General features: G+C 67.6%; 18 protein-coding genes. 7 read left to right on the top strand and 11 right to left on the bottom strand.

The features are described 5' to 3' along the window. Positions 1–1,893: an ATP-binding protein gene (locus tag KY501_RS44460; protein ID WP_224370632.1), complete on the bottom strand. Its 1,893-nt coding sequence runs from the start codon at positions 1,891–1,893 to the stop codon at positions 1–3. A 206-nt stretch (positions 1,894–2,099) separates the two neighbouring features. Here KY501_RS44460 and queF point away from each other — a divergent pair, with 206 nt between their 5' ends. Then, positions 2,100–2,462, top strand: a complete 363-nt coding sequence (gene queF, locus KY501_RS44455) for a preQ(1) synthase (RefSeq protein WP_224370631.1) — start codon at positions 2,100–2,102, stop codon at positions 2,460–2,462. 142 nt (positions 2,463–2,604) lie between these two features. On the opposite strand, the gene truB is transcribed toward queF, so the two are convergent. Next, a complete protein-coding gene (gene truB / locus KY501_RS44450) occupies positions 2,605–3,501 on the bottom strand; it encodes a tRNA pseudouridine(55) synthase TruB (protein ID WP_224370726.1) in 897 nt (298 codons plus the stop codon). 19 nt (positions 3,502–3,520) lie between these two features. Next, a complete protein-coding gene (locus KY501_RS44445) occupies positions 3,521–4,585 on the bottom strand; it encodes a serine/threonine-protein kinase (protein WP_373691718.1) in 1,065 nt (354 codons plus the stop codon). 253 nt (positions 4,586–4,838) lie between these two features. Between KY501_RS44445 and KY501_RS53795 the strand changes: the two genes are divergently transcribed. Further along, positions 4,839–5,963, top strand: coding sequence for a phospholipase D-like domain-containing protein (locus KY501_RS53795; protein ID WP_304608712.1), 1,125 nt, complete (start codon positions 4,839–4,841; stop codon positions 5,961–5,963). 16 nt (positions 5,964–5,979) lie between these two features. Here the strand turns inward: KY501_RS53795 and KY501_RS44430 are convergent, their stop codons facing one another. The 5 genes from KY501_RS44430 to KY501_RS44410 all read right to left on the bottom strand — a co-directional run bounded on the left by KY501_RS44430 (position 5,980) and on the right by KY501_RS44410 (position 11,270). Beyond that, positions 5,980–7,665 carry an AsmA family protein gene (locus KY501_RS44430; RefSeq protein WP_224370627.1) on the bottom strand — a complete coding sequence of 562 codons (1,686 nt, stop codon included), beginning with the start codon at positions 7,663–7,665 and terminating at the stop codon, positions 5,980–5,982. Positions 7,666–7,760: 95 nt separating this feature from the next. Beyond that, on the bottom strand, positions 7,761–8,177 hold the full coding sequence (locus KY501_RS44425; RefSeq protein WP_224370625.1) for a trypsin-like serine protease: 417 nt from the start codon (positions 8,175–8,177) through the stop codon (positions 7,761–7,763). 131 nt (positions 8,178–8,308) lie between these two features. Next, positions 8,309–8,545 carry a trypsin-like serine protease gene (locus KY501_RS54465; RefSeq protein WP_224370722.1) on the bottom strand — a complete coding sequence of 79 codons (237 nt, stop codon included), beginning with the start codon at positions 8,543–8,545 and terminating at the stop codon, positions 8,309–8,311. Positions 8,546–8,640: 95 nt separating this feature from the next. Then, positions 8,641–9,681 carry a trypsin-like peptidase domain-containing protein gene (locus tag KY501_RS44415; RefSeq protein WP_224370623.1) on the bottom strand — a complete coding sequence of 347 codons (1,041 nt, stop codon included), beginning with the start codon at positions 9,679–9,681 and terminating at the stop codon, positions 8,641–8,643. A gap of 188 nt (positions 9,682–9,869) precedes the next feature. After that, entirely contained in the window at positions 9,870–11,270 is a 1,401-nt protein-coding gene (locus tag KY501_RS44410; RefSeq protein WP_224370621.1) for an alpha/beta fold hydrolase, read from the bottom strand. 133 nt (positions 11,271–11,403) lie between these two features. Between KY501_RS44410 and KY501_RS44405 the strand changes: the two genes are divergently transcribed. Then, the gene (locus KY501_RS44405; RefSeq protein ID WP_224370619.1) at positions 11,404–13,080 is read left to right on the top strand and encodes a sensor histidine kinase; all 1,677 of its coding nucleotides are present in this window, start codon (positions 11,404–11,406) and stop codon (positions 13,078–13,080) included. After that, positions 13,077–13,772, top strand: a complete 696-nt coding sequence (locus KY501_RS44400; protein WP_224370617.1) for a LytR/AlgR family response regulator transcription factor — start codon at positions 13,077–13,079, stop codon at positions 13,770–13,772. The genes KY501_RS44405 and KY501_RS44400 overlap by 4 nt, the downstream gene beginning before the upstream one ends. An 8-nt stretch (positions 13,773–13,780) precedes the next feature. Here the strand turns inward: KY501_RS44400 and KY501_RS44395 are convergent, their stop codons facing one another. Further along, complete coding sequence (locus tag KY501_RS44395; RefSeq protein WP_224370615.1) at positions 13,781–14,833, bottom strand: NAD(P)-dependent alcohol dehydrogenase; 1,053 nt, start codon at positions 14,831–14,833, stop codon at positions 13,781–13,783. Positions 14,834–14,928: 95 nt separating this feature from the next. On the opposite strand from KY501_RS44395, the gene KY501_RS44390 reads away from it, so the two are divergent. Further along, on the top strand, positions 14,929–15,837 hold the full coding sequence (locus KY501_RS44390; protein WP_224370613.1) for a LysR family transcriptional regulator: 909 nt from the start codon (positions 14,929–14,931) through the stop codon (positions 15,835–15,837). On the opposite strand, the gene ppk1 is transcribed toward KY501_RS44390, so the two are convergent. Then, a complete protein-coding gene (gene ppk1, locus KY501_RS44385; RefSeq protein ID WP_224370611.1) occupies positions 15,834–18,008 on the bottom strand; it encodes a polyphosphate kinase 1 in 2,175 nt (724 codons plus the stop codon). The two genes, KY501_RS44390 and ppk1, sit on opposite strands and share 4 nt — an antisense overlap. Positions 18,009–18,136: 128 nt before the next feature. On the opposite strand from ppk1, the gene KY501_RS44380 reads away from it, so the two are divergent. Together KY501_RS44380 and KY501_RS44375 are read left to right on the top strand one after the other, a co-directional pair. Continuing rightward, positions 18,137–19,639, top strand: a complete 1,503-nt coding sequence (locus KY501_RS44380) for a Ppx/GppA phosphatase family protein (RefSeq protein WP_224370609.1) — start codon at positions 18,137–18,139, stop codon at positions 19,637–19,639. A gap of 148 nt (positions 19,640–19,787) precedes the next feature. Beyond that, positions 19,788–21,008 carry a zinc-dependent alcohol dehydrogenase gene (locus tag KY501_RS44375; RefSeq protein WP_224370607.1) on the top strand — a complete coding sequence of 407 codons (1,221 nt, stop codon included), beginning with the start codon at positions 19,788–19,790 and terminating at the stop codon, positions 21,006–21,008. 135 nt (positions 21,009–21,143) lie between these two features. On the opposite strand, the gene KY501_RS44370 is transcribed toward KY501_RS44375, so the two are convergent. After that, positions 21,144–24,953 (bottom strand): DUF5011 domain-containing protein, encoded by a 3,810-nt coding sequence (locus KY501_RS44370; RefSeq protein ID WP_224370605.1) that lies wholly within the window; start codon positions 24,951–24,953, stop codon positions 21,144–21,146. Positions 24,954–25,101 lie beyond the last annotated feature (148 nt).

Genomic DNA, 25,101 nt, shown 5'->3' with positions numbered 1-25,101 from the left:
TCACATCCGGACGCTGGCCTCTTCCGCCACGGGCCAGCCGGGCTCGGGCGTCAGCGCCAGCGTGTTGCGCACCCGGGCGATCAGCTCGTCCGCGCGGTAGGGCCGCGAGCACAGCACCGTGCCTTCCCACGCCCACGCCGGCCGCCGGGCCCCCGCCAACAGGATGGGCACCGGCCTCGCGCGAGGCAGTGTGGCGAACGTCTCCAGGAAGATGCCCACCTCCTGCTGCGAGGCGCTCGCCGAGAGCAGGATGAGGTCCACCGGCAACGCGGCCGCATTGCGGAGCGCATCGTCCCCGTTGCGCACGGTGAGCACCTCGAAGCCCTCACTGCGCAGCACGCGCTCGGCCTCGGCCTCCTGGGTGCGATCCTCGTCCAGCAGCAGCACGCGCGGCGGCAGCAACCTCACCTCACGCGAAGCCATGCGCGGCACGGTCACGGTGAAGGTGGAGCCCTGGCCCTCGGCGCTCGACAGAGAGAGGTTGCCGCCATGCAGCTTGCAGATGGAGTGGCTGATGAAGAGCCCCAACCCCAGTCCGCCGAAGTTGCGGTGGGACACGTTGCGCGCCCGGTAGAAGCGCTGGAACACCTGCGCCTGATCCGCACCGGGGATGCCAATGCCCTTGTCCTTCACGTGGATGCGGATCTCCTCATCCACCTCCTGCACCTCCACGAGGATGAGCTCCCCCGTGGGGCTGTACTTGTGCGCGTTCTCCAGCAGGTTCACCAGCACCTGCTCCAGCCGGTCCCGATCTCCTTGAACCCATACGCGCTGGCGCGGCACGTCCACCGTGAAGGGCCTGTCGAAGGCGTGGCGGAACTGGTCCACCACCTCCGCCACGAGCTGCCCGACTTCCAGCGGCGCCCGGCTCAGCTCCAGCTTGCCCAGCTCCAGCCGCGAGGCATCCAGCAGGTCATCCACCAGCCCGGCCAGCCGATCGACCTGGCGCTTGGACTTCAGCACGCTGGAGAGCTCCACCGGCTGCCCGGTGGTGATGCGCCGCTCCATCGTATAGAGGCTGAGCTTGAGCGGCGTCAGCGGCGTCTTCAGCTCGTGCGAGGCGATGGACATGAACTCCTCGCGCACTCGCAGCGCCGCCTGCGCCTCCCTCAGCAACCGGGCGTTCTCCACCGCCACTGCCAGTTGCCCTGCGGCGGCCGTCCACAGGTCCAGCTCTCGCACGGAGAACGACGCGCCCTGCTCCTTATAAAGGAGGAGCAGCCCCACCGTGCGCCGCGGCGCGCACAGCGGCACGGCGGCGAAGATGGAGCCCATGGCATCCCCGTAACCGCGCTGGATGCCAATCTGCGCCCGGCGGGTGCCCAGCGCCTGGAGGAACGGATCCGCGGACGGATCGAACGCATCCTCGGGAGAATCACAGTCAGCCAGGTCGGACACAGCGGCGCGCCGCAGTCCCCCCTGGCCCCCCTCCTCGCAGAGGAATACCTCCGCGCGACGCACCCGGGCACAGCGCACCAGGGCCGTCACCGCGGCGGCGCAGACGTTGTCCACCTCCAGCGTCTCGCCCACCGCGCGGGCCACCTCCTGCACCACCTGGGAGAAGGCCCCCTCCTCATCCAGCCCCGAGGGCTCGAAGAACAGCCACGCCCCCGGCTCGCCGTCCTTCGCCTGCTTCACCTGGACGCGCACCTGACGCATCGCGCTGGTGATGACATGGCCCTCGTGCTCACGGCCCTCGCGAATGGCCCGCGCCACCGCATCCCGGCTCCGGCCGTACTCGAAGAACTCCAGAAGACCCCGGCCAATCGTAGGAGAGACTCCTACCTTTCGAGCGAAGTCCGCCTCCATCCACTGAACCTTGAGGTCCGGGCCCACGCGGAGCGTGGCCTGGGGTAGGTGCGCGAGCACATTCTCGAAGTCAGGAGGAAGCATGGGGCCACCTCCGAGATAAGTGTGCTCGGCCCGGACCGACAACCCACCTCCGGGTTTTTCCCGGGTAGCGGACAGCTAGGAGTTCGGGGGGAGACACTGTCCGAGGCTGATCTCTTCAGGGCTCAACACCCCACGGCTGGCAGGCAGGAAGGCGTCTTTCAAGGAACCCATGCAACGGGCTTTCTGTGTGTTAGACGACAGCCGCCATGCCTTCTCAGCCCACCAAGGAACTGCAGACCTTCTCCAACCCCGCGCCCGAGCGCGACTACGAGATTGCCTTCGACGTCCCCGAGTTCACGTGTCTCTGCCCGCTGACCGGGCAGCCGGACTTCGCGCACTTCAAGATCCGCTACGTGCCGGACCAGCTCTGCGTGGAGCTCAAGAGCCTGAAGCTCTACATGTGGGCGTACCGCAACGAGGGTGCCTTCCACGAGAAGGTGACCAACACCATTGCGGACGACATCATCCGGGCCATCCAGCCGCGCAAGCTCATCGTCGAGGGAGACTTCTTCGTGCGAGGCGGCATCGGCACCGTCGTCACCGTGACGCACGAGAAGAAGAAGGGCTAAGCCCCACTCCAGACGGGGGTCCCCCTGTCGGCCGCGCGAGTTGCGAACTGGTATGGCCAGCGTACCACCTGGCTCCGGTCTCGCCCGGCAGGGGCTCCTTCGCGGGCCCGGACTTGTGCCCAACGGACTTCCCTGAAGAGGGTCAGAGCCGATCCCGGAATTCGGACTCGGCCACGAGCTGTCCGTCGCGCTCGCGCAGCAGCATCGCCAGGTGGCCCTGGTGAAAGCCGCGCACGGGAGCTTCGGGATCCGGAAAGCCCTGAGACAGGCGCCAGTCGGGAGCGAGGAGCCGCCCGCGAGGGATGGGCCGCTCACGGCGGAGTTCGCCGACCTCCGCGTCCGAGAGCTCGCGGGTGGAGCACCACGGCAGGAGTTGCCGTCCGTGCAGCTCCACGCGCTGCCCGGGTCCGGGGTCCTCCCATGGACCGATGGCCGTGCGGTGCAGCTTGGACAGATGTGCCCCACAGCCGAGCACCCGCCCGACATCCCTGGCCAGCGAGCGCACGTAGAAGCCACCGCGGCAGGTGAGCTCCAAGCGACTTGAGCGTGGCAGCTCGTGCTCCAGCCAGCGCGCCGCGTGGAGGTAGACGCGCGAGGGAGGCAACACCACCTCTTCGCCCCGATGGGCCTTTCGGTACGCAGGCTCTCCGCCCACCTTCTTCGCGCTGGTGGCCGGAGGCACCTGATCGTGCCAGCCGAGGAAGCCCGCGAGCGCCGCATCCAGCGCGGCTGGCGTGAGCTGGGAGGCATCTCCCTGGTGGACGACGCGGCCCAGCAGATCGCCGTTGTCCGTCTCTGCACCCCAGCTCACCTGCGCCACATAGCGCTTGGGGACGGGGTGGATCAGATCCATCAACCGCGTGGCCGGACCCACGAGCAGGAGCAGGAGCCCCTCAGCGAATGGGTCCAGCGTGCCGCCATGGCACACGGGAGTGCGCTTGCCGGGGCGCGCGGCCTGGAGCTCCTCCATGGCGGCGCGAACCAGCGAGAAGCTCGTGTCTCCCACTGGCTTGTGGGCCAGACAGATGCCGGGCTTCAGCACGAGGGCCGTGCTCCCCTCACCTCTTGCCAGGCTTGCTGGGGGCCGGAGGAGCGGGCGCGGGTGCTGGAGCAGGCTCCTTCTTCTGCACCAGGGGCACCCAGCGATCCTGCATGAAGTAGACGCCCGAGCCGGTGGCCAGACTCAGCAGCACCACGCCGACGATCCACTTGAGCTTCGCGCGGGCCGCTCGGGCCTGGCGCTGCTCGGCATGGGCCTCGATGGAGACGATCTCCGCCTGCGTCAGGTGGGCCAGCGCCTCCGTCTCGGTGAGCTTCTGCCGCTGACGGAGGAAGGTCACCAGCAGAGCGGGGTGGGACACCTGCACCTCGCGGGCGAGGAACACGTCCAGTTCGCGCCGCATGGCTGCCGCGTTGGCGAAGCGCTTCTCCGGCTTCACTTCGAGCGCCTGCTTGACGACGTTCGCCAACTGCGCGGGCACGTGAGGCGCCACCTTGTGGAGGGGCGTGTACTTGCCGTCGCGGATGCGAGCGAAGACTTCGCCGGCCGTCTTACCCTGGAAGGGCCGGGCCCCACTGAGCGCCTCGTAGAGCAGCACGCCGAGCGAGAAGATGTCCGTGCGAGGATCCAGCGGCGCACCCGTCACCTGCTCCGGAGACATGTACGCGGGCGTGCCCACCGCCATGCCCTGCTGGGTGAGGGCCACCAGGTCCACGTCCTTGGCGATGCCGAAGTCCATCAGCTTCACCTCGCCGGACTTGGTGAGCATCACGTTCCCGGGCTTGAGGTCGCGGTGGATGATGTGGCGGAAGTGGGCGTGGTCCAGAGCGCTGGCGATGCGCGCGCCGATGACGGCGGCCACGTCCGGAGGCAGCGGCCCGTCCTTGATGAGATCATGGAGCGTGGGCCCATCCACGTACTCCAGGACCATGAAGAGGCTGTCGGCCTTCTCGACCAGATCGTACAGGGTGACGATGTTCTGGTGGCGGAAGGCGGCCAGGGCGAGCGCTTCGCGATGGAAGCGGGACATGGACTCCTTGTCCCTCTGCGCCTCGGGGAGCAGTTCCTTGAGAGCGACCTCGCGTTGGATCTGCTCGTGGATTCCCTTGTACACCTGGGCCATGCCACCGCGACCCAACTCACCCAGCACTCGATAGGCGCCAATCTTGCGGTGACGCAGGGGCGACTTGTCCGACTTGTCTTTTTCAGGAGCGGCCACGACGCGCAGGGTAGCGAGTTGTGCCCGGACCGTCGACAGCGCTGGTTGCCCATCTGCTGGAGAGGCATGCAGGCCAGCGAAACCGGCCCGAGTCTGGGTAGGCTGTGGCCATGAATTTCGGGATCTCCCCCACAGGAAAGTTCCAGGTTTACCAGCCTTGAGACCCGAGAGTTCCCAGACAGCCGTGCTGGAGGCGCCTTCGTCACAGGCAGGGGCGGGCGCGCCGGTGACGTTGCTGGACGGTGGCGCCGAGGCCTATCCGCGGATGCTGGCGGCCATCGAGTCGGCCACACGGCGGGTGCACCTGGAGGTGTACACATTCGAGCGGGAGGGCGTGGGCTCGAGCTTCCTGGCGGCGTTGACGGCGGCGGCGCAGCGGGGGGTGGAGGTGAAGGTCATCGTCGATGGCTGGGGGAGCATCGGCGAGAGCGGGGCTCTGCAGCGGACGCTGCGGGCGGCGGGGGCGAAGGTGCGGGTCTTCAACCCGCTGACGTCGATCTTCATGGGGAGGGCGTGGCGCAACCACCGGAAGATCCTGCTGGTGGACGAGCAGGTGGCGTTCATTGGAGGGATCAACATCGGAGACGACTATCGGGGAACGGACGGGGAGCCGGGCTGGGCGGATCTGGTGCTGGAGTTGCGCGGGGACATCTGCCGGCAATTGGGAGCGAAGCTGCAGGCCGGGCGGGTGGAGCTGGCGGCGGGGCCGGTGAAGGTGCTGCTGTCGGGGATGGGAGGCGGACGGAGATTGAGGCAGCGGTACCTGGACGCCATCGCGCGGGCGAAGACGCAGGTGCTTCTGGCGCACGCGTACTTCATGCCGGATCGGGGCTTCATGCGAGCGCTGAACCGAGCGGCGAAGCGTGGCGTGTCGGTGCAGTTGCTGCTGGCGGGGCGAAGCGACGTGCCCTTCGCGCGAGCTGCGACGATGCGTCTGTACCGGTACTTCCTGCGGGGCGGAGTGCAGATCCACGAGTGGACGGCCTCCACGCTGCATGCGAAGGCGGCGCTGGTGGATGGGAAGCGGCTGCTGGTGGGGAGCTTCAACCTGGATCCGCTGTCGCTGGTGAATCTGGAGACACTGGTGGAGGTGGAGGACGACGGGGTGTCTGCGCAGGCGATGGCGTGGCTGGACAAGCACCTGAGAGCGGCGAGGCCCATCACCCTGGAGAACTGCCAGCGCACGGGGCTGCAGGCGTGGCTGCTGGACATCCTGGGGTTGGCGGGAGCACGGCTGTCCGAAGCCTTCGCGAGCTTCATCGGGCGGCGGCGCTACCGGTAGTCTGTCGGGCCCGCGACTACTCCGTCTTCTCTCCGGTCTTCTCCGCGTACCAGCTGGACGGGTGGAGTATCTGGACGTGGGTGTCTCCCTGCCCTGTCTCCACCCCCACGGAGAGGATCCCCAGCTTCACCAGCATCACGGCATGGGGCGCTCCCCCACCGGCACTCTCCGCCGTGCCGCGCAGTTCGAGCCCCTCGGCCTTGGCCCGTAGCCCCGTCGCCTTGAGACTGTCCTCGCCCATCGCCACCGCTCCGGACACGGACAGATTGTTGGCCTTGAGCAGAGGGCCCAGCACTCCAGGCAGCGCACCCTTGAAGGTGAGCAGGGACACGATCGGGACTGCGTTGGAGAAGCTGCCCGAGAAACGCCCCTTGGCGGAGAACGGCGATAGATCGAGGGAGGCCTCAGGGAAGGTCAGCTGGCCTTCCCAGTTACGCTCCTCGTCATCTCCCGTCCGCACAGCGACATCCTCAAACCGGACACGGCTCCCGTGCAGTTCCACCGAGCCCCGCTCGATGTCCATCCGTTTCGCATCCACCTCCACGTGCACCTGCCCGCTCATCGTCGCGCCGCCCCATTGGGCCTGGAGTTGTTCCGTGTGGATCTCCAGATGGGCGTCCTGGGGTGACTGGTCCAGACGCGGAGCCTTCGCGCCCATCAGGACAGCAACCTCGGCTGTCTCCATCGAGGGCCACTCTCCTCCCTCCACCCGCGCAGGCCCCAGTGAGAGCTTCATCCCGAGCCGGTCACCGCCTTCTCCCGGCGTGTAGACATCCGAGTGGAGTTTCCAGGGCGCCTTCAAGCGCAGAGGTCCCAGGGACATCTGGACTGGGGCTCCCGAACCTTTGATCTGTGTCCCCGGCGCGAGACAGCCATCCTTCACATGGAGATCGATGTCGAGCCGTCCCGCGCCGCCCTTCAACGAAAGGCCGGAGAACCGCGACATGAGCCGCGGCATCTCGTGGAGCGGGGGATGAGATGCGGAGAACTGGAACCGACCATCCGTCATGCCGGCGACGAGATCGAGCCCCTCGGACTCTTGGCGCTTCGCTTCGAGGGAGAACTCTCCCGAGCCCTTCTCGACCTGCGCCACGGTCTCCTCCGCATAGAGGATCTGACCTGTGCCGAACTGCACGCGTGCATCTCGAATGGATACGCGCTGCCGAGGCACCAGCTCCATGCTCCCTGAGGCCTCCGTGATTCCGATGAGTCGGAACTGGTTCCAGTCTACCTGGCGGACTTCGTGAACATGGATGCCGTGCAGGAGCACCTGCCAGGGATTGGAGGGAGGTGGGCTCTTGGGCTTCTCCTGGCCAGGATCCTGCTTCCCGGGCTGGATACGGACCTGCAGTCCGTGCACGTCCACGGAGCTGGCCTTCAACTGCCTCTTCAACAAGGCGAAGAGGGAGAGGTTCACCCGCACCTCTCCCATGTCGAGCTGCCAGAAGGCTCCATTGTCTCCTTCATGGCGCAGCTTGAGGTCCCGGACGTGGACGTACCCGGGTACCAGGCTCCAGGCACGGCTCCATTCGACCCGGGGGCGCTCCTTCGTGAAGTGGTTGATCACCGTGGCCAGGAAGCCGGTGACGAGCACGAGGTTGTAGAGCAGTTCCAGGACGAGCAGCGCGCCGATCCCCCAGAGGAGCGGACGACGCCACCGCACCATGGGACGAGAGACAGGCTGGCGGAAGGAGATCGACATCGAGCGCTTGTAGTAAGCGCGGAGTCCGCACTCCGTGAGTGGCCTGCCCCGTCATTGAGGACCAAGTGTCCTCCGGGAGAAAGAGCACCGCCCCTTCAGTCGGTATCCGCCTGCCGCATGCGCTCTTCGATCCATGCCCGGTAGTGGAATGTGCTCGTGAACAAGGAGATCGTGCCGGCGTTCGCGTTGCCCATGTTGATGCCGACGAGCCACCGTCCGCCTCGGCCCTCCCGAAAGCAAGGTCCCCCGCTGTCGCCTTCATGCGTGTGTGCGCCCACCGAGCGGAAGGCGAATGCACCGTTGCCCCCTGCGGAGAGCTGGATGTCCGTGACCACATTCCGACCAAAGCGGCGGCGCCCGCTGCTCTCACTCCCGTGCCGGGTATTGCCGTATCCCACCATCACCAGCGACTCATCGATGGCGACTTCGGTCTTGGGCATCCGGAAGTCGATTTTCACCCCCTTCACGGGTTGCGCCAGACGTACCAGAGCCAGATCTCCTTCGAAGGACACGACTCCTTCTCTCCGCACCTTCGTTGTGAACCCAGGGTGGGGAGACGCCACTCCCTGGTAGAGACGGGGGTTGCTGACAATCCCCCCAGGAGAGCTCCCTCCTTCGTAGGAGTGGGTCACCACGGTGACGTTCACGGCACAATATCCGAGCTGTCGATACGACCCTCCCTGGATTCAGGGCTCGCAGGCAGGCACAGGCAGTGCGCCGCAGTCAGCACCATGCGGGGGGTGAGCAGAACGCCGCTGCACAACCCTCGCTCGCTGCTGATCAGGACCGCCGCTGAATAGCGGTTCTCGAGATCTTCCTTCCCGCCTGAGATACCGAACTCTGCGCCTGACGGAAGCGCCCCCTGCTCTTCAGGGCCCATGGCGGCAGGTGCAGAGCATGCTGCCATCAAGCCCAACCACATCCCGACGGAGAGGATTGTCGAAGCCAGTCTCCCATTGTCATTCATGGCGCCCCTCACGGCTTGAACGGTTGCCCTCCCCTCAGGTCAGGCACGCGTTTCAGCTCCTCATGGAGCCAATTCCGGTAGGCGAGGATGCTCGTGCACGCCAGTTCCTGGTCCGCGCGTGCTTCTGCAACACCCACAAATTCCAACCGCCCGCCTTCCTCGCGAAAACACGGTCCACCCTCAAACCCGTTGTAGGCGTAGGTCCCTTGCTGCTCGTACAGGATCCGACCTCCTTCAGAAGGCCGAACACCTGTGATCCGGTTCTTCCTGAAGTACCGGGCACCATAGAAGCCACCCACAGCCTGATCGTGGCCGTAGCCTGCCATCACCAGAAACTCTCCGACCTGGGCCTCCTTTTGCGAAAGAAGGACCTCCGTCTCCCCCTGCTTCATCGGCTCATCCAAAAGGATGACGGCGAGATCCGCTCGTCTCCTCACGATGCCCCCACGGCCATCGAGGAAGAGTTCCAGTTCCGGGTGAGGCCTAACGGATCCGCCAACCGTATGGAACTGCATCTGCGTGGTCAGTTCCTTGAGCTTGGGGTCTCCCACTTCGCCGTAGAGGACCGACGTCACGAAGACATGCTTAGCGCACGAGGATGCGTCCTTCCGCGTTTCGTCTCGGTTATGCCCGGGTGCCTCGTCCCTGAGCGCGCAGACACAACTTGCCGCCGTCAGCACGACTCGAGGCCCCAGGAGAACCCCGCTACAGTCCGGCAGCTCTCTCGGATCCTTGAGTGAGAGCATGACCGCAGAGACGTAGCTGTTCTTCACGTCCATCTCGCCAGCGAACTGGAGAACCCCTGGCTTTGCAAGGGCAGACTCGATCACCTCAGGCCAACTCCGCATCTCCGGAGGATCGACCTCGTTCGAATCAGGCCTGGGTGCCTCACCCAAAGCACGGCCGCCAGTTACGGGCGTGACACCCGATGACGATTCGCCGCCTGCCTTCTCGCATCCTCCACAGTTCAACAGCGCCAGCAAGGAGAGCAGAAGCCCCAGAAGCTCAGGCCGACCACGCAGCGTCGGCGAGGATCTGAGGTCGCTCATGTTCATCGGATGAAGAGGGCGCATCGCGAGTGCTCGCGACAGACTACGACAGAACACGGGCCCACGCTGCGGGATGCACAGGTCGCGGGCCCCTCGTCTCGGTGCGGGTCCCCCCGTCGGCGGACGGGTCCTCCCGCACCGGCCGTCCCGCTCTCCCTCGTCACACGGCCACACCCCTACCAGAATCGCTATCGCTTCACCTGGAGGCGCTCATCGGACACCTTCTCGCCTCTCAGGAAGGCCTTCATCCGCTCCAGGATCCGCGGGTCCGACTGAAAGAGCCCATCATGGCCTGCACCCTCCAGGACCAGGTGCACCGCTCGGGAGATCCCCGGTCGCAGCGCCTCCGCGTTGTCCGGTGCCGTTCGCCCATCCAACGTTCCGCTGATCAACAACACGGGAGCCTGGGCCTTGAGCGGTCCGCGGAAGTCCTGCCCCAGGTCCACCACGCCAGGAAGCCACGCGGCCTCGGGCACTCCTGCGTTGACCGCCCCTCCTAGCAGCGCCGTGCTCGCCTCACGCGCAATTCGAGCACGGCGAGCGGGGCTGACTCCGGACGCAGCATCCATGGCCACCGGCATGGGCTCCAAGGAGTCTCCTCTCAGGAGTCCCGCGTAAGGAGCCATCACATCGAAGCGTCCCGCCTCCAGCGCCGAGAGCAACCCCAGGAAACGCTCGAAGATGGCGGGATCTCTCAGGGACTCGAACGTAGCTCGCTGCAGATCGAACCGGGTTGCGGTCCAGGTCTGCTTCACGCCCGTCTTGGGATCCGTGAACTCCACCTTCCGCGGCTGGCGCTCCAGCTCATCCAGCAAGGCCCGCAGCCGAGCCCTCAGTCCCGGGCCCGCCTTGTCCTGGGTGCGAAGCAACGCATCCCAGCGGTCCAGCAAGGCCTCCGCCTGCGCGGGCCGCTTCCAGGTGTCATCCGGTCCTTCCACTCCCGCCAGGATGGCGTGGTCCACCCTGTCCGCGTGGCGCCTCAGGTACGCCAGTCCCAGGTGCGTCCCATAGCTGATGCCCCAGAGGTTCAGCCGAGGCACCCCCAACGCCTCGCGGAGGGACTCGAGATCCTCGGCGCTCTCCACCGTGGTGTAGCTGCCGAGATCCACACCCGCCGCCGCCCATTCCCTGGCAGCCTCGGTAACGGCCTCCTTCACCTTCGCGGACAACACCGCCTCATCCACCGGCTGGTCCAGCGGCAAGCTCCAGGAGTGGCTCAGTTTGGAGTGGGGGTTGGACAACCCCGTGCCTCGCTGGTCCAGGGCGATGACATCCGCCACCTCTCGAAGCGCCAGGAAGAGATCATACCGGACCCCTTTCGCCGCCTCGATGCCCGACCCGCCCGGCCCGCCCGCCAGGTACACGATGGGAGCCCCCGGCTTGGGGTTCGTGCTCTTGAATCGGACGAAACGCAGGGTCAACGACGGGCCCTCGGGCTGAGCGTGCCGCGCGGGGACTCGGAAGCTGCCCAGCTCGGCCTCCACGGTCCGGCCATCCTTGGCTCGAAAGGTGTGGGGCTCCAGCTGAAGTTCCGACGCATGCGCCAGGAACAAGGGCGTGATCAGAGTGAAGAACAACAAGGCTCGCATGAGGCTCCTCCCGTGAGTGCTCTTCCAAACTAGGAGCCGCCAGAGCCCCGCGCGGGCCGAGATCGCCCAACGTCTCCTGGCGTCGCTCAAATGCGAGGCGGGGATCGCCGGACTGCGTATGCTGGCGGGTGTCATGCCTCGCTGGATGCTCATCGGGTGCCTGGGGGTCTTCCTCTCGGCCCAGACACCGGTCCCCTCCATCGAGGAGGGCTTCCTCGAGCTCCACGCGGAGGATCTCTCCACCGAGCAGGCCCTGGCCCCTGGAGGAGATGGCTGGCACATCGTGCCCAGGAACCGGGTGGCCGAGGGCCCCGGGCCGTTCTGGCTCCGCACCCGCGTTCCCGTCCTGCCTCGAGAGCCAGGGGCTCCCACACCTGCCCTGGCCCTCTCCCTGCTGGGCTCGTGGGAGGCGTGGTGGGATGGCACGCCCCTGGGACGCAACGGCCGCGTGGGCCGGACGCCAGAGGAGGAACTCCCAGGCCATGTGGATGTCCTGCTCCCGCTCGCACCCGAGCAAGCCACCCCCGGGTTTCACCTGCTGGTGATCCGAGCCTCGGCACATCATCGAGGCTTCCAACCGTTCGGCGCGCTCCACCGCCTCCAGGTAGGCGAAGCCTCCCAGCTCGCCCGAGCCCGGCTGCTCTGGCTCGTACCAGCCCTGAGCATGCTGGGGGCATTGGTGCTGATGGGGCTGCACCACCTGGTGCGGTACTTCCTGGAGCGGCGCAGCCGCGTCACCCTGCTGCTGGGGCTGCTCTGCCTGGCCGCCTCGGCGCAACTGCTCTTCGAGGCGTGGCGAGGGCTCGCCAGCTATCCCTATCCCCTGCACATCGTCCGGCTCTGGCTGTTGTCCGGGTCCACGTTCGCGGTGGCCATCCTCCTTCCCATCACCCTGCACGCAGCCTTCCGTGAGCCGCGCCGAGCGCCCTGGTGGGGACTCCTGGCACTGTGTCTGCTCGGCATCGCGGCAGTCCCCAGCTTCGATGCCAGGAACGTGCTGGGCCTGGGCCTCTCCCTGGGCATCTCCCTCGTGCTCGTGCTGCGCGCGGGGCGGCGCAGAGAGCCTGGAGCCTGGGCGGCCCTGGGCGGTCTGGGCTTCGCGACGACGCTCTACCTCGTGAATCCTCCAGACTTTCCAGAGCGCGGCTTCTTCCTCGCCTTCGGAGGACTGCTGCTGTGCCTGGGGGGCGTGCACGCCTACCAGCTCCGCCGACAGCAGCAGCGATTGGAGGCAGCCACTCTCGCCTCGGAGCGCCTGCAGTTGGAGCTGCTCAAGCGCAGCATCCAGCCCCACTTCCTGATGAACACGCTGGGCGCCCTGAGCGAGTGGATCGAGACAGAGCCCGCCCAGGCCGTGCGCTTCATCGAGTCCCTCGGGGCGGTGTACCGGCATCTCCTGAGCGTGTCCGGAGAGAGAGTCATCCCGTTGGCTCGGGAGCTGGAGCTGTGCCGTGCCTACCTGGAGGTCATGGGCTACCGGTATGGCCTCGTCTTCACCCTGGAAGCTTCAGGTGTCGACGGTGGGGCGGCGGTGCCTCCGGCGGTGCTCCACACCCTGTTGGAGAATGCCTTCAGCCACAACCGCTACACGGCACCGGTCTCCTTTCATCTCCAGGAAGCACGCGAGGGAGACCGTCGACGCTATACCTTCCAGGCGCCGACGAGTTCGGGCGCAAAACCAGACCTGGGCGAGGGCACGGGCACCCGCTATCTCAAGGCGCGGCTGGAAGAGGCATTCCCTGGAGCCTGGCGCCTGGAGGATGGGCCCACGGAGGCAGGATGGACCACGATGCTGGAGGTTCCCGCATGAGGGTTCTCATCGTAGAGGATGAACCCGTGGCGGCGCGGCGGCTGGAGCGCCTCTGCCAGGAGTTGCTGGACCCGGGCTCGCCGCCGCCTCTCGTGCGCGCCAGTCTCGCGGAGGCACGCGAGGTCCTGGCCGAGCGCACCGTGGAGCTGGTGCTGCTGGACCTGAACCTCTCGGGGGAGGACGGCTTCCGGTTGCTGGAGGAAGCAGCGGCAGGCTCCTTCCACACCGTGGTGGTGTCAGCGAGCGCTGAGCAGGCCCTGCGTGCCTTCGAATTCGGAGTGCTGGACTTCGTGGCCAAGCCCTACACCCGGGAGCGCTTGGCCAAGGCCCTCACACGCGTGCAGGGCCGTGCCGCAGCGCCCTTGCGGATTCTGTCCGTACGCAAGCCCGGAGGCATCGTCCGAGTGCCCCTGGAGAGCGTGGCCTATATCCAGGGCGCAGGGGACTACGCGGAGCTGGTGCTCCGGGATGGGCGCACCGAGCTGAGTGAGAAGAGCCTCGAACGCCTGGAGGCACTGCTCCCCACAGACTTCGTGCGCATCCACCGCTCCTATCTGATCCCTCTCCAGGATGTGGTCCGCCTGGTGTCCCAGGAGGGCTCACGCACAGCGGTGGAGCTGAAGAATGGGTCTCAGCTCCCCGTGGGGCGAAGCCGCGTCAAGGCGCTCAAGGAGCTGCTCGATCGAGGCTGATCATCCGCTCACGCCTGCTTGAGCGACGCGATGTCGATCACGAAGCGGTAGCGCACATCGTTGCGCATCATGCGCTCGTAGGCCTCGTTGATCTTCTGGATGGGGATGATCTCGATGTCGGAGACGATCTTGTGCTTCGCGCAGAAGTCGAGCATCTCCTGCGTCTCGGCGATGCCTCCGATGTTCGAGCCCGCCAGGCGCTTGTTGCCGTTGATGAGCGCGAACGCCCCCACCGGCGTCGGCTCGGGCGGAGCACCGACCAACACCATCGTCCCCAGCGGACGTACCATCCCCAGGTACTTGTTGTAGTCGTGCTGCGCCGAGATGGTGTTGATGATCAGATCGAAGCGGTTGGCCAGCTTGCGGAACGTCGCGTCGTCCTTGGTGAGCGCGAAGCCCTGCGCTCCCAGGCGGCGCGCATCGGCTTCCTTCGAGGGGGACGTGCTCAGCATCGTCACCTCGGCCCCCATCGCCGCGGCGAACTTCACCGCCATGTGACCCAGGCCGCCCAGCCCCACCACGCCCACCCGGTCGCCCTTCTTGCAGTTGTACTGGCGCAGCGGCGAGTACGTGGTGATGCCCGCGCACAGCAGCGGCGCTGTACCGGCCGGATCGAGCCCCTCGGGGACCTTGAGCGCGAAATGCTCCGTCACCACGAGCTGGGTCGAGTAGCCGCCATAGGTCGGCGTCTTCCGGTCCATCTCCGTGCTGTTGTAGGTGAACGCTGCGCCCTTCTCGCAGAACATCTCCAGGTGCTGGCGGCACGTGCCACAGTCCCCGCACGAGTCCACCAGGCACCCGACGGCCGCCAGGTCGCCGACCTTGAACTTCGTCACCTGCGAGCCCACCTGCTTCACCCGTCCGACGATCTCGTGCCCCGGCACCATGGGGAAGCTCGCTCCACCCCACTCATCGCGGGCCTGGTGGATGTCCGAGTGGCAAACGCCGGCGTAAAGGACGTCGAAGAGCACGTCCTTCGGTCCCGGGTCGCGGCGATCGATCGTGAACGGGACCAGCGGCTTTCCGGCGGCGGGGGCGGCATAGGTCGAGGTCTTCAGCATCGTTTTCTCCTGTCAAAGGTTGGGTGGAGTGTGCGTCCCGCCCGCGTCTTGCGAAACAGATAGAATCTGGACGTGCTGTTTAGGAAATCTTCCCAATGGCCTTCACCCCCCTCAATGCCCTGAACCTGTTCCTCGTGGTGGCCCGCTGCCGCAGCTTCGCCGCCGCTGCCCAGGAGCTGGGAATCTCTTCCTCGGCCCTCAGCCAGTCCGTGCGGCAGCTCGAACAGCGGCTGGGCGTGGTGCTCCTCTCACGAACCACTCGGAGCGTGGCGCTCACGGAGGCAGGCAGGCGCCTGTTCGAACAGGCAGGACCCGGCGTCAACCAGGCACTCGAAGCACTGAAGGCCACATCCTCCAGGAAGGGGGAGGTCACGGGAAGGATCCGCCTGACCGTCCCCGAGATCGCCGCCCAGTACCTCGTCACGACCGTGGTCCCCGCTTTCGCCAGGCGCTTCCCCGAGGTGGAGGTGGAGGTCCAGGTCGAGAACCGGCTGATCGACATCGTTTCGGAAGGGTTCGATGCCGGTGTCCGCCTGGAGGAGTTCCTCGACCGGGACATGGTGCACATCCGACTGACCGAGGCGTTCCGGTTCATCGTGGTCGGTGCCCCCTCCTACCTGGAGCGGAAGGGCACACCGAAGAAGCCCAAGGATCTGCTCACGCATGACTGCATCTGCTACCGGTCCACCACGACCGGGACGCTGTACCCGTGGGAACTGGAGCAGGGGAAGAAGACCTGGCGCATCCCCACCCGAGGCGCGCTCACGAGCAACAACGACCGGGCGATCCTCGGCATGGCTGAATCCGGGCTCGGACTCGCGTACGTCTTCGAGCCCCTCGCGGCGCCGCAATTGAAACGTGGCAGCCTGCGCCTGGTCCTCGAGCCCTTCGCAGCGTCCGTGCCTGGGTTCTTCCTCTACTTCCCGAGCCGCACCCAGGTCTCCCCCGCCTTCCGGGCCTTCGTGGACACGGCCCGGGAGGTGATGCCCCAGAGGTCCCGTTAGCTGGCCTGGGGCACCTGGGCCGGCGTGGGTGGGCGCAGCGGCTCGGCCGGGATCTCCGGCGCCGCGACGTGCCGGATCAACGATTCGAGAGGCTTCGGATCCGCCACGCGCCGGGCCAGCTCCATCAGCACCATCTGGCTGCGCACCGGCGCCCCATCCTGGCCCACCGGCGCATAGGTGCCGTCCCGCTGCAGCCGCCGCGCCTTCACGTTGTCCTTGAGCGCCACCCCCAACACCTCGTCCAGCAAGCGCTGGCGCAGCGCCGGGTCCTCCACCGGGAACATCGTCTCGATGCGGCGCACGAAGTTGCGCGGCATCCAATCCGCGCTCGACATCCACACCTCGGCCTGAGGCCCCTCTCCGAAGGCGAACACCCGACTGTGCTCCAGGAAGCGATCCACCACGCTCGTCACCCGGATGTTCTCGCTCACCCCAGGCACTCCCGGCCGCAGGCAGCAGATGCCTCGCACCAGCAGGTCGATCTTCACCCCCGCCTGGCTCGCCGCGTACAGCGCCTTGATGACGCTGGGATCCACCAGCGAGTTCATCTTCGCAACGATGCGAGCCGCGTCTCCCTTCTTCGCCTTCTCCGTCTCGCGGAGGATCAGCCCCAGCACCTTCTCCTGCAGCCCCATGGGAGCCACCGCGAGCCGCTTCCACTGCGGCGCCGTGGAGTAGCCCGTCAGCATGTTGAAGAGCGCCGTCACGTCCTCGGCGAGCTCCTGCCGCACCGTGAACAGCGACAGGTCCGTGTACTGCCGCGCCGTCGTCGGGTTGTAGTTCCCCGTCCCCAGGTGCACGTAGCGGCGGATGCCGTTGCCCTCGCGGCGCACCACCAGCGCCACCTTGCAGTGCGTCTTCAGGCCGATGAGCCCGTAGACGACGTGCACCCCGCTCTCCTCCATCCTCCGCGCCCAGGCGATGTTGTTCGCCTCGTCCAGCCGCGCCTTGATCTCCACCAGCACCGCCACCTGCTTGCCGTTCTCCACCGCCCGCGTCAGCGCCCGGGCAATGGGACTGTCGCCGCTCGTGCGGTACAGCGTCTGCTTGATGGCCAGGACGTTCGGATCCTCCGCCGCCTCCTCCAGGAAGCGCACCACGGGATCGAACGACTCGTAGGGGTGATGCAGCAGGATGTCCCGCTTGGCGATCACGCTCATCACCGGCTCTTCTTCTCTCAGCACCGGAGGCACCGCCGGTACCAGCGGCTCCACCCGCAGCTCCGGCCGCGAGTCCAGGTCCGTCAGCATCATCAGATCCGACGGCTGCAACGGCCCCTGTAGGCGGTAGACGTCCGGCGAGCCCAGCTTCAGCGCCGCCGTCAGCGCCGTCTCCAACTCCGCGCTGGCCGCCGCGTCCAGCTCCAGCCGCACCGCGGCGCCTCGGTCCCTGCGCCGCAGCTCCTCCTGGATGGTGGAGAGCAGATCCGCGCTCTCCTCCTCGTCCACGTTCAAGTCCCAGTTGCGCGTGACGCGGAAGGACGCCGTCTGCTCCACCGCATAGCCTGGGAACAGCTCGCCAGCGCTCAGCGCGATGAGCTCCTCCAGCGGCAGCACCGCCAGCGTCGTCCCCTGGGGAGCAGGCAGCGGCACCAGGCGGCTCAGCACGCTGGGCACCTGCACCACCGCCAGGGACGTCTCGCGCACGTTGCGCTTGCGCTTGGGCCCCTCGCGCCGCAGCAGCACCGCCACGTTGAGCGACTTGTTGCGCAGGTGCGGGAACGGGTGTCCGGGGTCCACCGCCAGCGGCGTGAGCGCCGGGAACACGGACGAGGTGAAGTACGCCCTCGCCGCCGCCTTCTGCTCCGCCGTCAGCTTGTCCCGCGTCAGCACCGCCACCCCGTGCGAGGCCAGCTTCGGCAACAGCTCCTCGCGCCAGAGCCGGTACACCTCATCCACCATCGCGTGCACCCGCTCGCTGATGGCCGCCAGCTGGTCGGCTGGCAACATGCCGTCCGCCGCCGTCTCCGCCACGCCGCTGGCCAACTGCTGCTTCAGGCCCGCCACGCGAACCATGAAGAACTCATCCAGGTTCGAGGACGTGATGGCGAAGAACTTCAGCCGCTCGTAGATGGGGAGGCTCGCCTCTTTCACATCCGCGAGCACCCGCCAGTTGAATGCGATCCAGGACAACTCTCGGTTGATGAACAGCTGGGGGTCGTTGAGATCCACGGTCCGAGACTCTTGCACGTTACCCCCCACGTCACGTCACGGGGATGTCACAGTGCACCGACCCCCGGCATGTATTCCTTACCACCTACGTTGAATGCACAACCGCTACACTCCTGGCGCGCCTGAATATGTCCACTTCGACGACCCAGCCCGTTCTCGCCGCCATTGATGTGGGCACCAACGCCGTCCGGTTGGAACTCGCCCGGCCGGACCCCGACGGAGCACTCGAAACCCTTCACCAGGAGCGGGACCCCATCCGCCCCGGCGAGGGCGTCTTCGCCACCGGTGCCATGCCTCGGGAAACAGCGGACCGGCTCCTCTCCACGCTGCGCCGCTATGCCGCACTGTGTCGTCGCCACAAGGCCCGTGTGCGCGCCGTGGCCACCAGCGCGCTGCGCGAGGCGCGCAACAGCGCGGAGATCGTCCGCCGCGTGCAGGACGAGGCCGGGTTGGACCTGGAGGTGGTGAGCGGCAAGGAGGAGGCGCGCCTCATCTGCCTGGGCGTGCTGCACCGCAAGCCGCCCGGAGCCCGCTCGCTGCTGGTGGACATCGGCGGGGGCTCCACGGAGGTGGCCACCGCCACGGGCGAGAAGCCCGACAACCTGTGGAGCCTCGCTCTGGGCGCCGTGCGCCTCACCGAGGTGTTCAACGCCTCCAAGTCCGTGCCGCCCAAGCAATTGCGGCTCATGCGCAGCTTCGTGGCCGAGGTGCTGCGCAAGACGCTCCCCGCGAAGCTCTCGCGGATGCCTCGCTCGGCGCTGGGCTCATCGGGCACCATCAACACCGTGGTGTCCTTCGCCTCCGGCGACAGCGGAGGCAGCGCCTCCGTCCGCCAGCTCACCCACGCGGTGGAGCTCCTGGCGAGCATGCCCCCGGAGCGGCGGCGCAAGCGCTTCGATCCGCGCCGCGCGGACATCATCGTCTCCGGTGCCATCATCCTCGAAGGCGTGGCGAAGCACCTGGGCGTGGAGTCCGTCACCGCCGTCAACCGCGGCCTCCGGGACGGGCTGCTGGTGGACCTGCTCTACCGGCAGGACGAGTCTCGCGAGGACACCAGCCTGGCGGACGCGGCGCTCGCCATCGGCCGGCGCTTCTTCTTCGACGAGAAGCACTCGCTGCACGTCACCCGGCTGGCGCTCGAACTCTTCGATCAGCTCGCGGCGCTGCACCACCTGCCCCTGTCCACCCGGCCCTATCTGGAAGTGGCGTCACTGCTGCACGACATCGGCACCGCGGTGAACTACGAGCGCCACCACAAGCACACCTACTACCTCATCCACCATGCGGACCTCCCTGGCCTGGCGGACCGCGAGCGCGAGTTGGTGGCGCGCGTGGCCCGCTACCACCGTCGCAGCCCTCCGGACGTGAAGCACTCGGGGATGGTGGGCCTGCTCCCTTCCGAGGCACGCACGGTGCGCAAGCTCGCCACCCTGCTCCGAGTGGCCAATGCGCTGGACTGCAGCCACCAGCAGCTCATCAAGTCCCTCAAGGCCACACAGGGCCGGGACGGGGTGGCGCTACACCTGCAGGCCCGGCACCCACTGGACCTGGAGCTGTGGACGGTGGAGCGCGAGATGGGGCCCTTCCGGAGCGTCTTCGGCAAGCGGCTCTCCTTCCACACCAGCCGGTAGCGCCCGCCCACTCCCTCGCCCACCGGAGAGGGAGGCGGGTGGCTTTGCTCCACCTCTCGTGGATGGCCACGCTGCTAGGCGCGTGAACTCACCGTGCGGGTGGGTTCCGCACCACCACAGCGCCCCCCGGGGGAAGGAGTCGCGCGCGATGAAAGCCGTCGTTTTCCATGGAATCGGAGACATCCGGCTCGAGGACGTCGAGGAGCCGAGGATCGAGAAGCCCACGGACGCCATCGTGCGCCTGAGCGCCAGCGCCATCTGTGGCACGGACCTGCACATGGTGCGCGGGACGATGCCGGGAATGAGGCCAGGCACCATCCTCGGCCACGAGGGCGTGGGCTTCATCGAGGAGTTGGGCGAGGACGTCCGCAACTTCAACGTGGGCGATCGCGTCGTCATCTGCTCCACCATCGCCTGCGGCAGCTGCGTGTACTGCCGCGCGGGTTACTACTCTCAGTGCAACGAGGCCAACCCCAATGGCCCGACGGCCGGCACTGCCTTCTTCGGCGGCCCGGAGCTGACGGGGCCCTTCCATGGCATGCAGGCGGAGAAGGTGCGCGTGCCGTTCGCCCACGTGGGCATGGTGCGAGTCCCCGAGGGTGTCACGGATGAGCAGGCCATCCTGGTCTCGGACATCTTCCCCACCGGCTACTTCGGCGCGGAGCTGGCGGAGATCAAACCCGGGGACACCGTCGCCGTGTTCGGCGCGGGCCCGGTGGGCCAGTTCGCCATCGTGAGCGCCAAGCTGCTGGGCGCTGGCCGGGTGTTCGCCATCGACTGCCATGAGGACCGGCTGGACATGGCTCGGACCCAGGGCGCCGAGATCATCCACTTCGAGCAGGAGGATCCCATCGAGACGCTGCGCCGGCTGACGAATGGCATCGGTGTGGACCGGGCCATCGACGCGGTGGGTGTGGACGCCACGCACGCGCACCACGGGCCCGCGGCGAAGACGGCCAAGAAGGAGGCCGCCGAGTTCAAGCGCGAGCAGAAGGAGGTGGCGCCCAAGACGAACCCGGACGGCAACAACTGGGTGCCTGGAGACGGGCCATCGCAGGCGCTCCAGTGGGCGGTGCAGTCCCTGGCCAAGGCCGGCACGCTGTCCATCATCGGCGTCTACCCGCAGACGGCTCGCACCTTCCCCATCGGCGAGGCGATGAACAAGAACCTCACGCTGAAGATGGGCAACTGCGACCACCGCAAGTACGTCCCCAAGTTGCTGGAGCTGGTGCGCACCGGCGAGGTGGACCCCACGGCCATCCTCTCGCGCGTGGAGTCCATGACGAGCGCCATCGACGCCTACCGCAACTTCGACCTGCGCAAGCCGGGCTGGCTCAAGGTGGAGCTCGAGCCCCCCATGCTCACCTGAGCCCCTGAGCCTGGGCTCCAGGCCCCTGGCTCCAGAAATGGAGAGACCCGGCAATCCTGGGCGATTGCCGGGTCCTCATGCTGTTCGGGCGGCTGGGGGTGGGGCCCGCCCGAGCAACTTTTATCTATCGAGCGATTACCAGTTCGGGGCGTTCACCGTGTAGCCCGCCGCCGCGCCGTTATCGACCACGTTGGTGTCACCCTGGTCGTGCGGCACCGCGAACTTGCAGGTGGCCGTCTGGGCGGCGCCGGAGCTGTCAATCACCTTGAAGCGGATGCCGTACACGCGGCCGTTGCCCTTGCCCTCGCGCTCGGCGCGCAGCTTGAAGCTGCTGGGGCCGGTGATGACGATGTCGTCGTCCGTGTTGCCGTCGCCGTTGCCGTTCGAATCCTCCACCTCGTCGCTGTAGATGGAGAGGATCTTGCCCATGTCGTCGATGTCGCCGTCGTCACCGTGGCAGCCACCGCCCGTGCCGCAGTTGGTCGTCACCGCCGCGCAGTCGGACAGGGTGAAGGACTGGTAGTTGTGGTTCGGCGGCCAGATCTTCTGCACCGGCTTCACGGTCACCACGGTGTTGCAGGAGTCCTGCACCGTCACCGAGCGCGTCACCGAGGCGCTCAGGCCCGCGCCGTCCGCCACCGTGTAGCGCAGCGTGTAGGTGCCCACCACCGAGGTGTTCACGGAGCCCGTCTTCACGATGGCGCTGGTCAGCGTGCCGGAGCAGGAGTCCGTCGCCGTGGCGCCCGGATCCGTGAAGGTGCTGCCGCGGTTGACCGTCATCGTCGCCGCGCCCACCAGGGAGAGGGTCGGCGCCTTGGTGTCCGTGACGCTCACCGTGCGGGTGGCCGTGGCCGTGTTGCCCGAGGCGTCCGCCACGCTGTAGCTCTTCGTGTACGAGCCGCGAACCGCCGCGTTCACCGTGCCGCTGATGGCCACCTTGGAGCTCAGGTCACCCGTGCACACGTCGGTCGCCGTGGCGCCCGACTCCGTGTACGTGCCCACACCGCACTCCAGCGTCATCGAGGTGGTGCCCTTGAGGACGAGGCTCGGGGCCTTGGTGTCCGCCACCTGCACCGTGCGGGTGGCCGTGGCCGCGTTGCCCACCGCGTCCGCCACGCGGTAGGTGACGGGGTAGCTGCCCACCGCCGCCGTGTTCACCGTGCCGCTGGTGGCGATGGCCGCCGTCAGGGTGCCAGCGCACGCATCCACCGCCGTGGCGCCAGGGTTGACGAAGGTGTCCACGCCGCACTCCAGCTTCATCGTCGCCGTGCCGAGCAGCGCGAGGCTCGGGGCCAGGGTGTCGTTCACGTTCACCGTGCGCACCGTGGAGGCCGTGTTGCCCGAGGCGTCCGTCACGCTGTAGCTCTTCGTGTACGAGCCGCGAACCGCCGCGTTCACCGTGCCGCTGATGGCCACCTTCGAGCTCAGGTTGCCCGTGCACGCATCCGCCGCCGTGGCGCCCGACTCCGTGTACTGGCCCACGCCGCACTCCACCGCCACCGTGCTGGCACCGTTGAGGGCGATGCTCGGAGCCTTGGTGTCCGCCACCTGCACCGTGCGGGTGGCCGAAGCCGCGTTGCCCGCCGGATCCGCCACGCTGTAGCTCACCGGGTAGCTGCCCACCGCCGCCGTGTTCACCGTGCCGCTGGTGGCGATGGCGCTGGTCAGGTCACCCGCGCACAGGTCCGACGCCGTGGCGCCCGCGTTGGTGAAGCTGTCCACGCCGCACTCCAGCTTCACCGAGGCCGCGCCCACCAGGGAGAGGGTCGGCGCCTTCGTGTCGTTCACGTTCACCGTCCGGGTGGCCGAGACCGAGTGGCCCGCCCCGTCCGCCACGCTGTAGGTCAGCGCGTAGGCGCCGCGAGCCGCCGCATTCACCGTGCCGCTGGTGGCGATGGCGCTGGTCAGGTCGCCAGCGCACGCGTCGCTCGCCGTGGCGCCGGGGTTCGCGAAGCCACCCACACCGCACTCCAGGTTCATCGTCGCCTCACCCACCAGCGAGAGGCTGGGGGCCAGGGTGTCATTCACGCTCACCGTGCGGGTGGCCGAGACCGAGTGGCCCGCCCCGTCCGCCACGCTGTAGGTCAGCGCGTAGGCGCCGGGAGCCGCCGCGTTCACCGCGCCGCTGATGGCCACCCTCGAGCTCAGGTCACCGGCGCACACGTCGCTGGCCGTCGCACCCGCCTCCGTGTACTGGCCCACACCGCACTCCACCGCCAGCGCGCCCTCGCCCTTGAGCGCCAGGGCCGGAGCCAGGGTGTCCGCCACGCGCACCGTACGAGTCGCCGAGGCCACGTTGCCCGCGCCATCCGCCACGCTGTAGCTCACCGGGTAGAGGCCCACCGCGCCCACGTTCACCGCGCCGGAGATGGCCACGCGGCTGGTCAGGTCCCCCGCGCACTTGTCGCTCGCCAGGGCGCCCGCCTCGCTGTAGGCGCTCGCGCCGCACTCCAGCAGCTGGCTGGTCTCGCCCTTGAGCGAGAGGCTCGGAGCCAGCGTGTCCACCATCTTCACGGAGGTGGTGCACGAGGCCGAGTTCTCACCGTCGTGCGCGTACCACGTCACGTGCCGCTCGCTGCCCACCGAGAAGCCCTCGCTCTCCATGCTGTAGGACAGCTTGGGGGTGGTGCAGTTGTCCTCCGCCCGCGCCGGGGTCAGCTCCGCGCTGCCGACGCCGCACTCGAAGCTGCTCGCCGCCGGGCAGGTGATGCTCGGAGCCATGTCATCCACCACCCGCACCGAGCCGGTGCAGGAACCCGTCAGCCCCTGCGCGTCCGTGCACGTGAGCGACACCGTGGTGAGGCCCTGCTCAAAGGACGTCACGCTCTGCACGCAACCCACCATGTCCCCATCCGGATCGCTCGAGCCGTTGTCGATGGAGGCGCTCACGCCACCGCACGTCGGGCCCGCGCTCACCGTCATGTGCTTGCAGATGGCCAGCGGCGGGCGGTGCGACGGAGGAGGCGGCGGCAGGACGCGGCAGGACCTGGGGCAGGCGCCCGGGGCGGAGCCGTTGTTGGCGCCCTGGTCGCACGTCTCGCCCAGGTCCGCGTCCACCACGCCGTCACCGCACCAGTGGAACCGGCACGTCGACGAGCACTGCATGCCCGGCAGGCCGTTGCTCTCGTTGCCCCAGTCACACTCCTCGTTCATGTCCTGGTCATAGTTGCCGCAACCCTGCATCACCGTGCCGCGCGCCAGGATGTAGGGAGCGCCCATCGTGCCGTCACCAAACTCCTGCACGTTCTGGGACGAGGGGCTCGTGCCCGGCTCGTACGCCGCGATGGACCACGGGGCGAAGTCCCCCTGCGGGAAGCTGTCGAACTGCGTGCCCACCGAGCAGGGCCAGTTGGACATCGCCGCGTCGGTGAGGGTGGAGAGCGCCGGATCATCCGAGACGATGTGCGCGGTGTCGTGGCACCCGCCGCTCTGCACGGCGAAGTAGCCGAACGGCTCCAGCAACTCCACGTGCGTGTTCGGCGCGGCGTTCTTGTAGTAGCAGCTCAGCGAGGCATACAGGCCCGTCATGCCCGACAGGCTGGAGGCGAACCGGATGGCCTTCTGCGTCACCTCCGTCGCGCCGTTGTCCACCGGGGCCGTGCCCGCGATGAAGATGTTGCCGGTGATGGTCGGGCCCCAGATGTGGCGGTTGGCGACCGCGGCCGACACCACATCCAGGTTGGCGCACGACGCATCGCCCAGGATGATGACGCGATAGGAGGCGAAGTCCGCGGGCGTCATCGCCGCCCACTGCGCGTCGGTGGCCACCGTCACCGCCATGCCGTACTCGCGCACGGCCGCCGCCTCCACGCTGTCCTCACCGCCCGTCACCGTGCGGCCCAGGATGAGGGCCTTGTTCTGCGCCAGCGCGTCCTGCCGAGAGCCCACCGTGCTCTCCTGCTGGATCGGCGGGGCGTTTTCCTGCCCACACGCGATCAGGGTCATTGCAACCACCAGCAGCGACGATTTCCACAGACTTGCGCAGTTCATGCGACACCCCGGGCTGAGGAAGTTGGCAAGATGGGATTCCAGCCAACCGGGAAATTTCCTCTATTTATGGATGAAACAGGAATTCCCGTCAAGCGTCGCTGAA

The organism is Hyalangium versicolor (assembly GCF_020103695.1).
In the GTDB taxonomy this organism is placed as follows: Bacteria; Myxococcota; Myxococcia; order Myxococcales; family Myxococcaceae; genus Hyalangium; species Hyalangium versicolor.
Note: the sequence above shows the minus strand (reverse complement) of the source record. Positions and strands in the feature narration are given on the sequence as shown.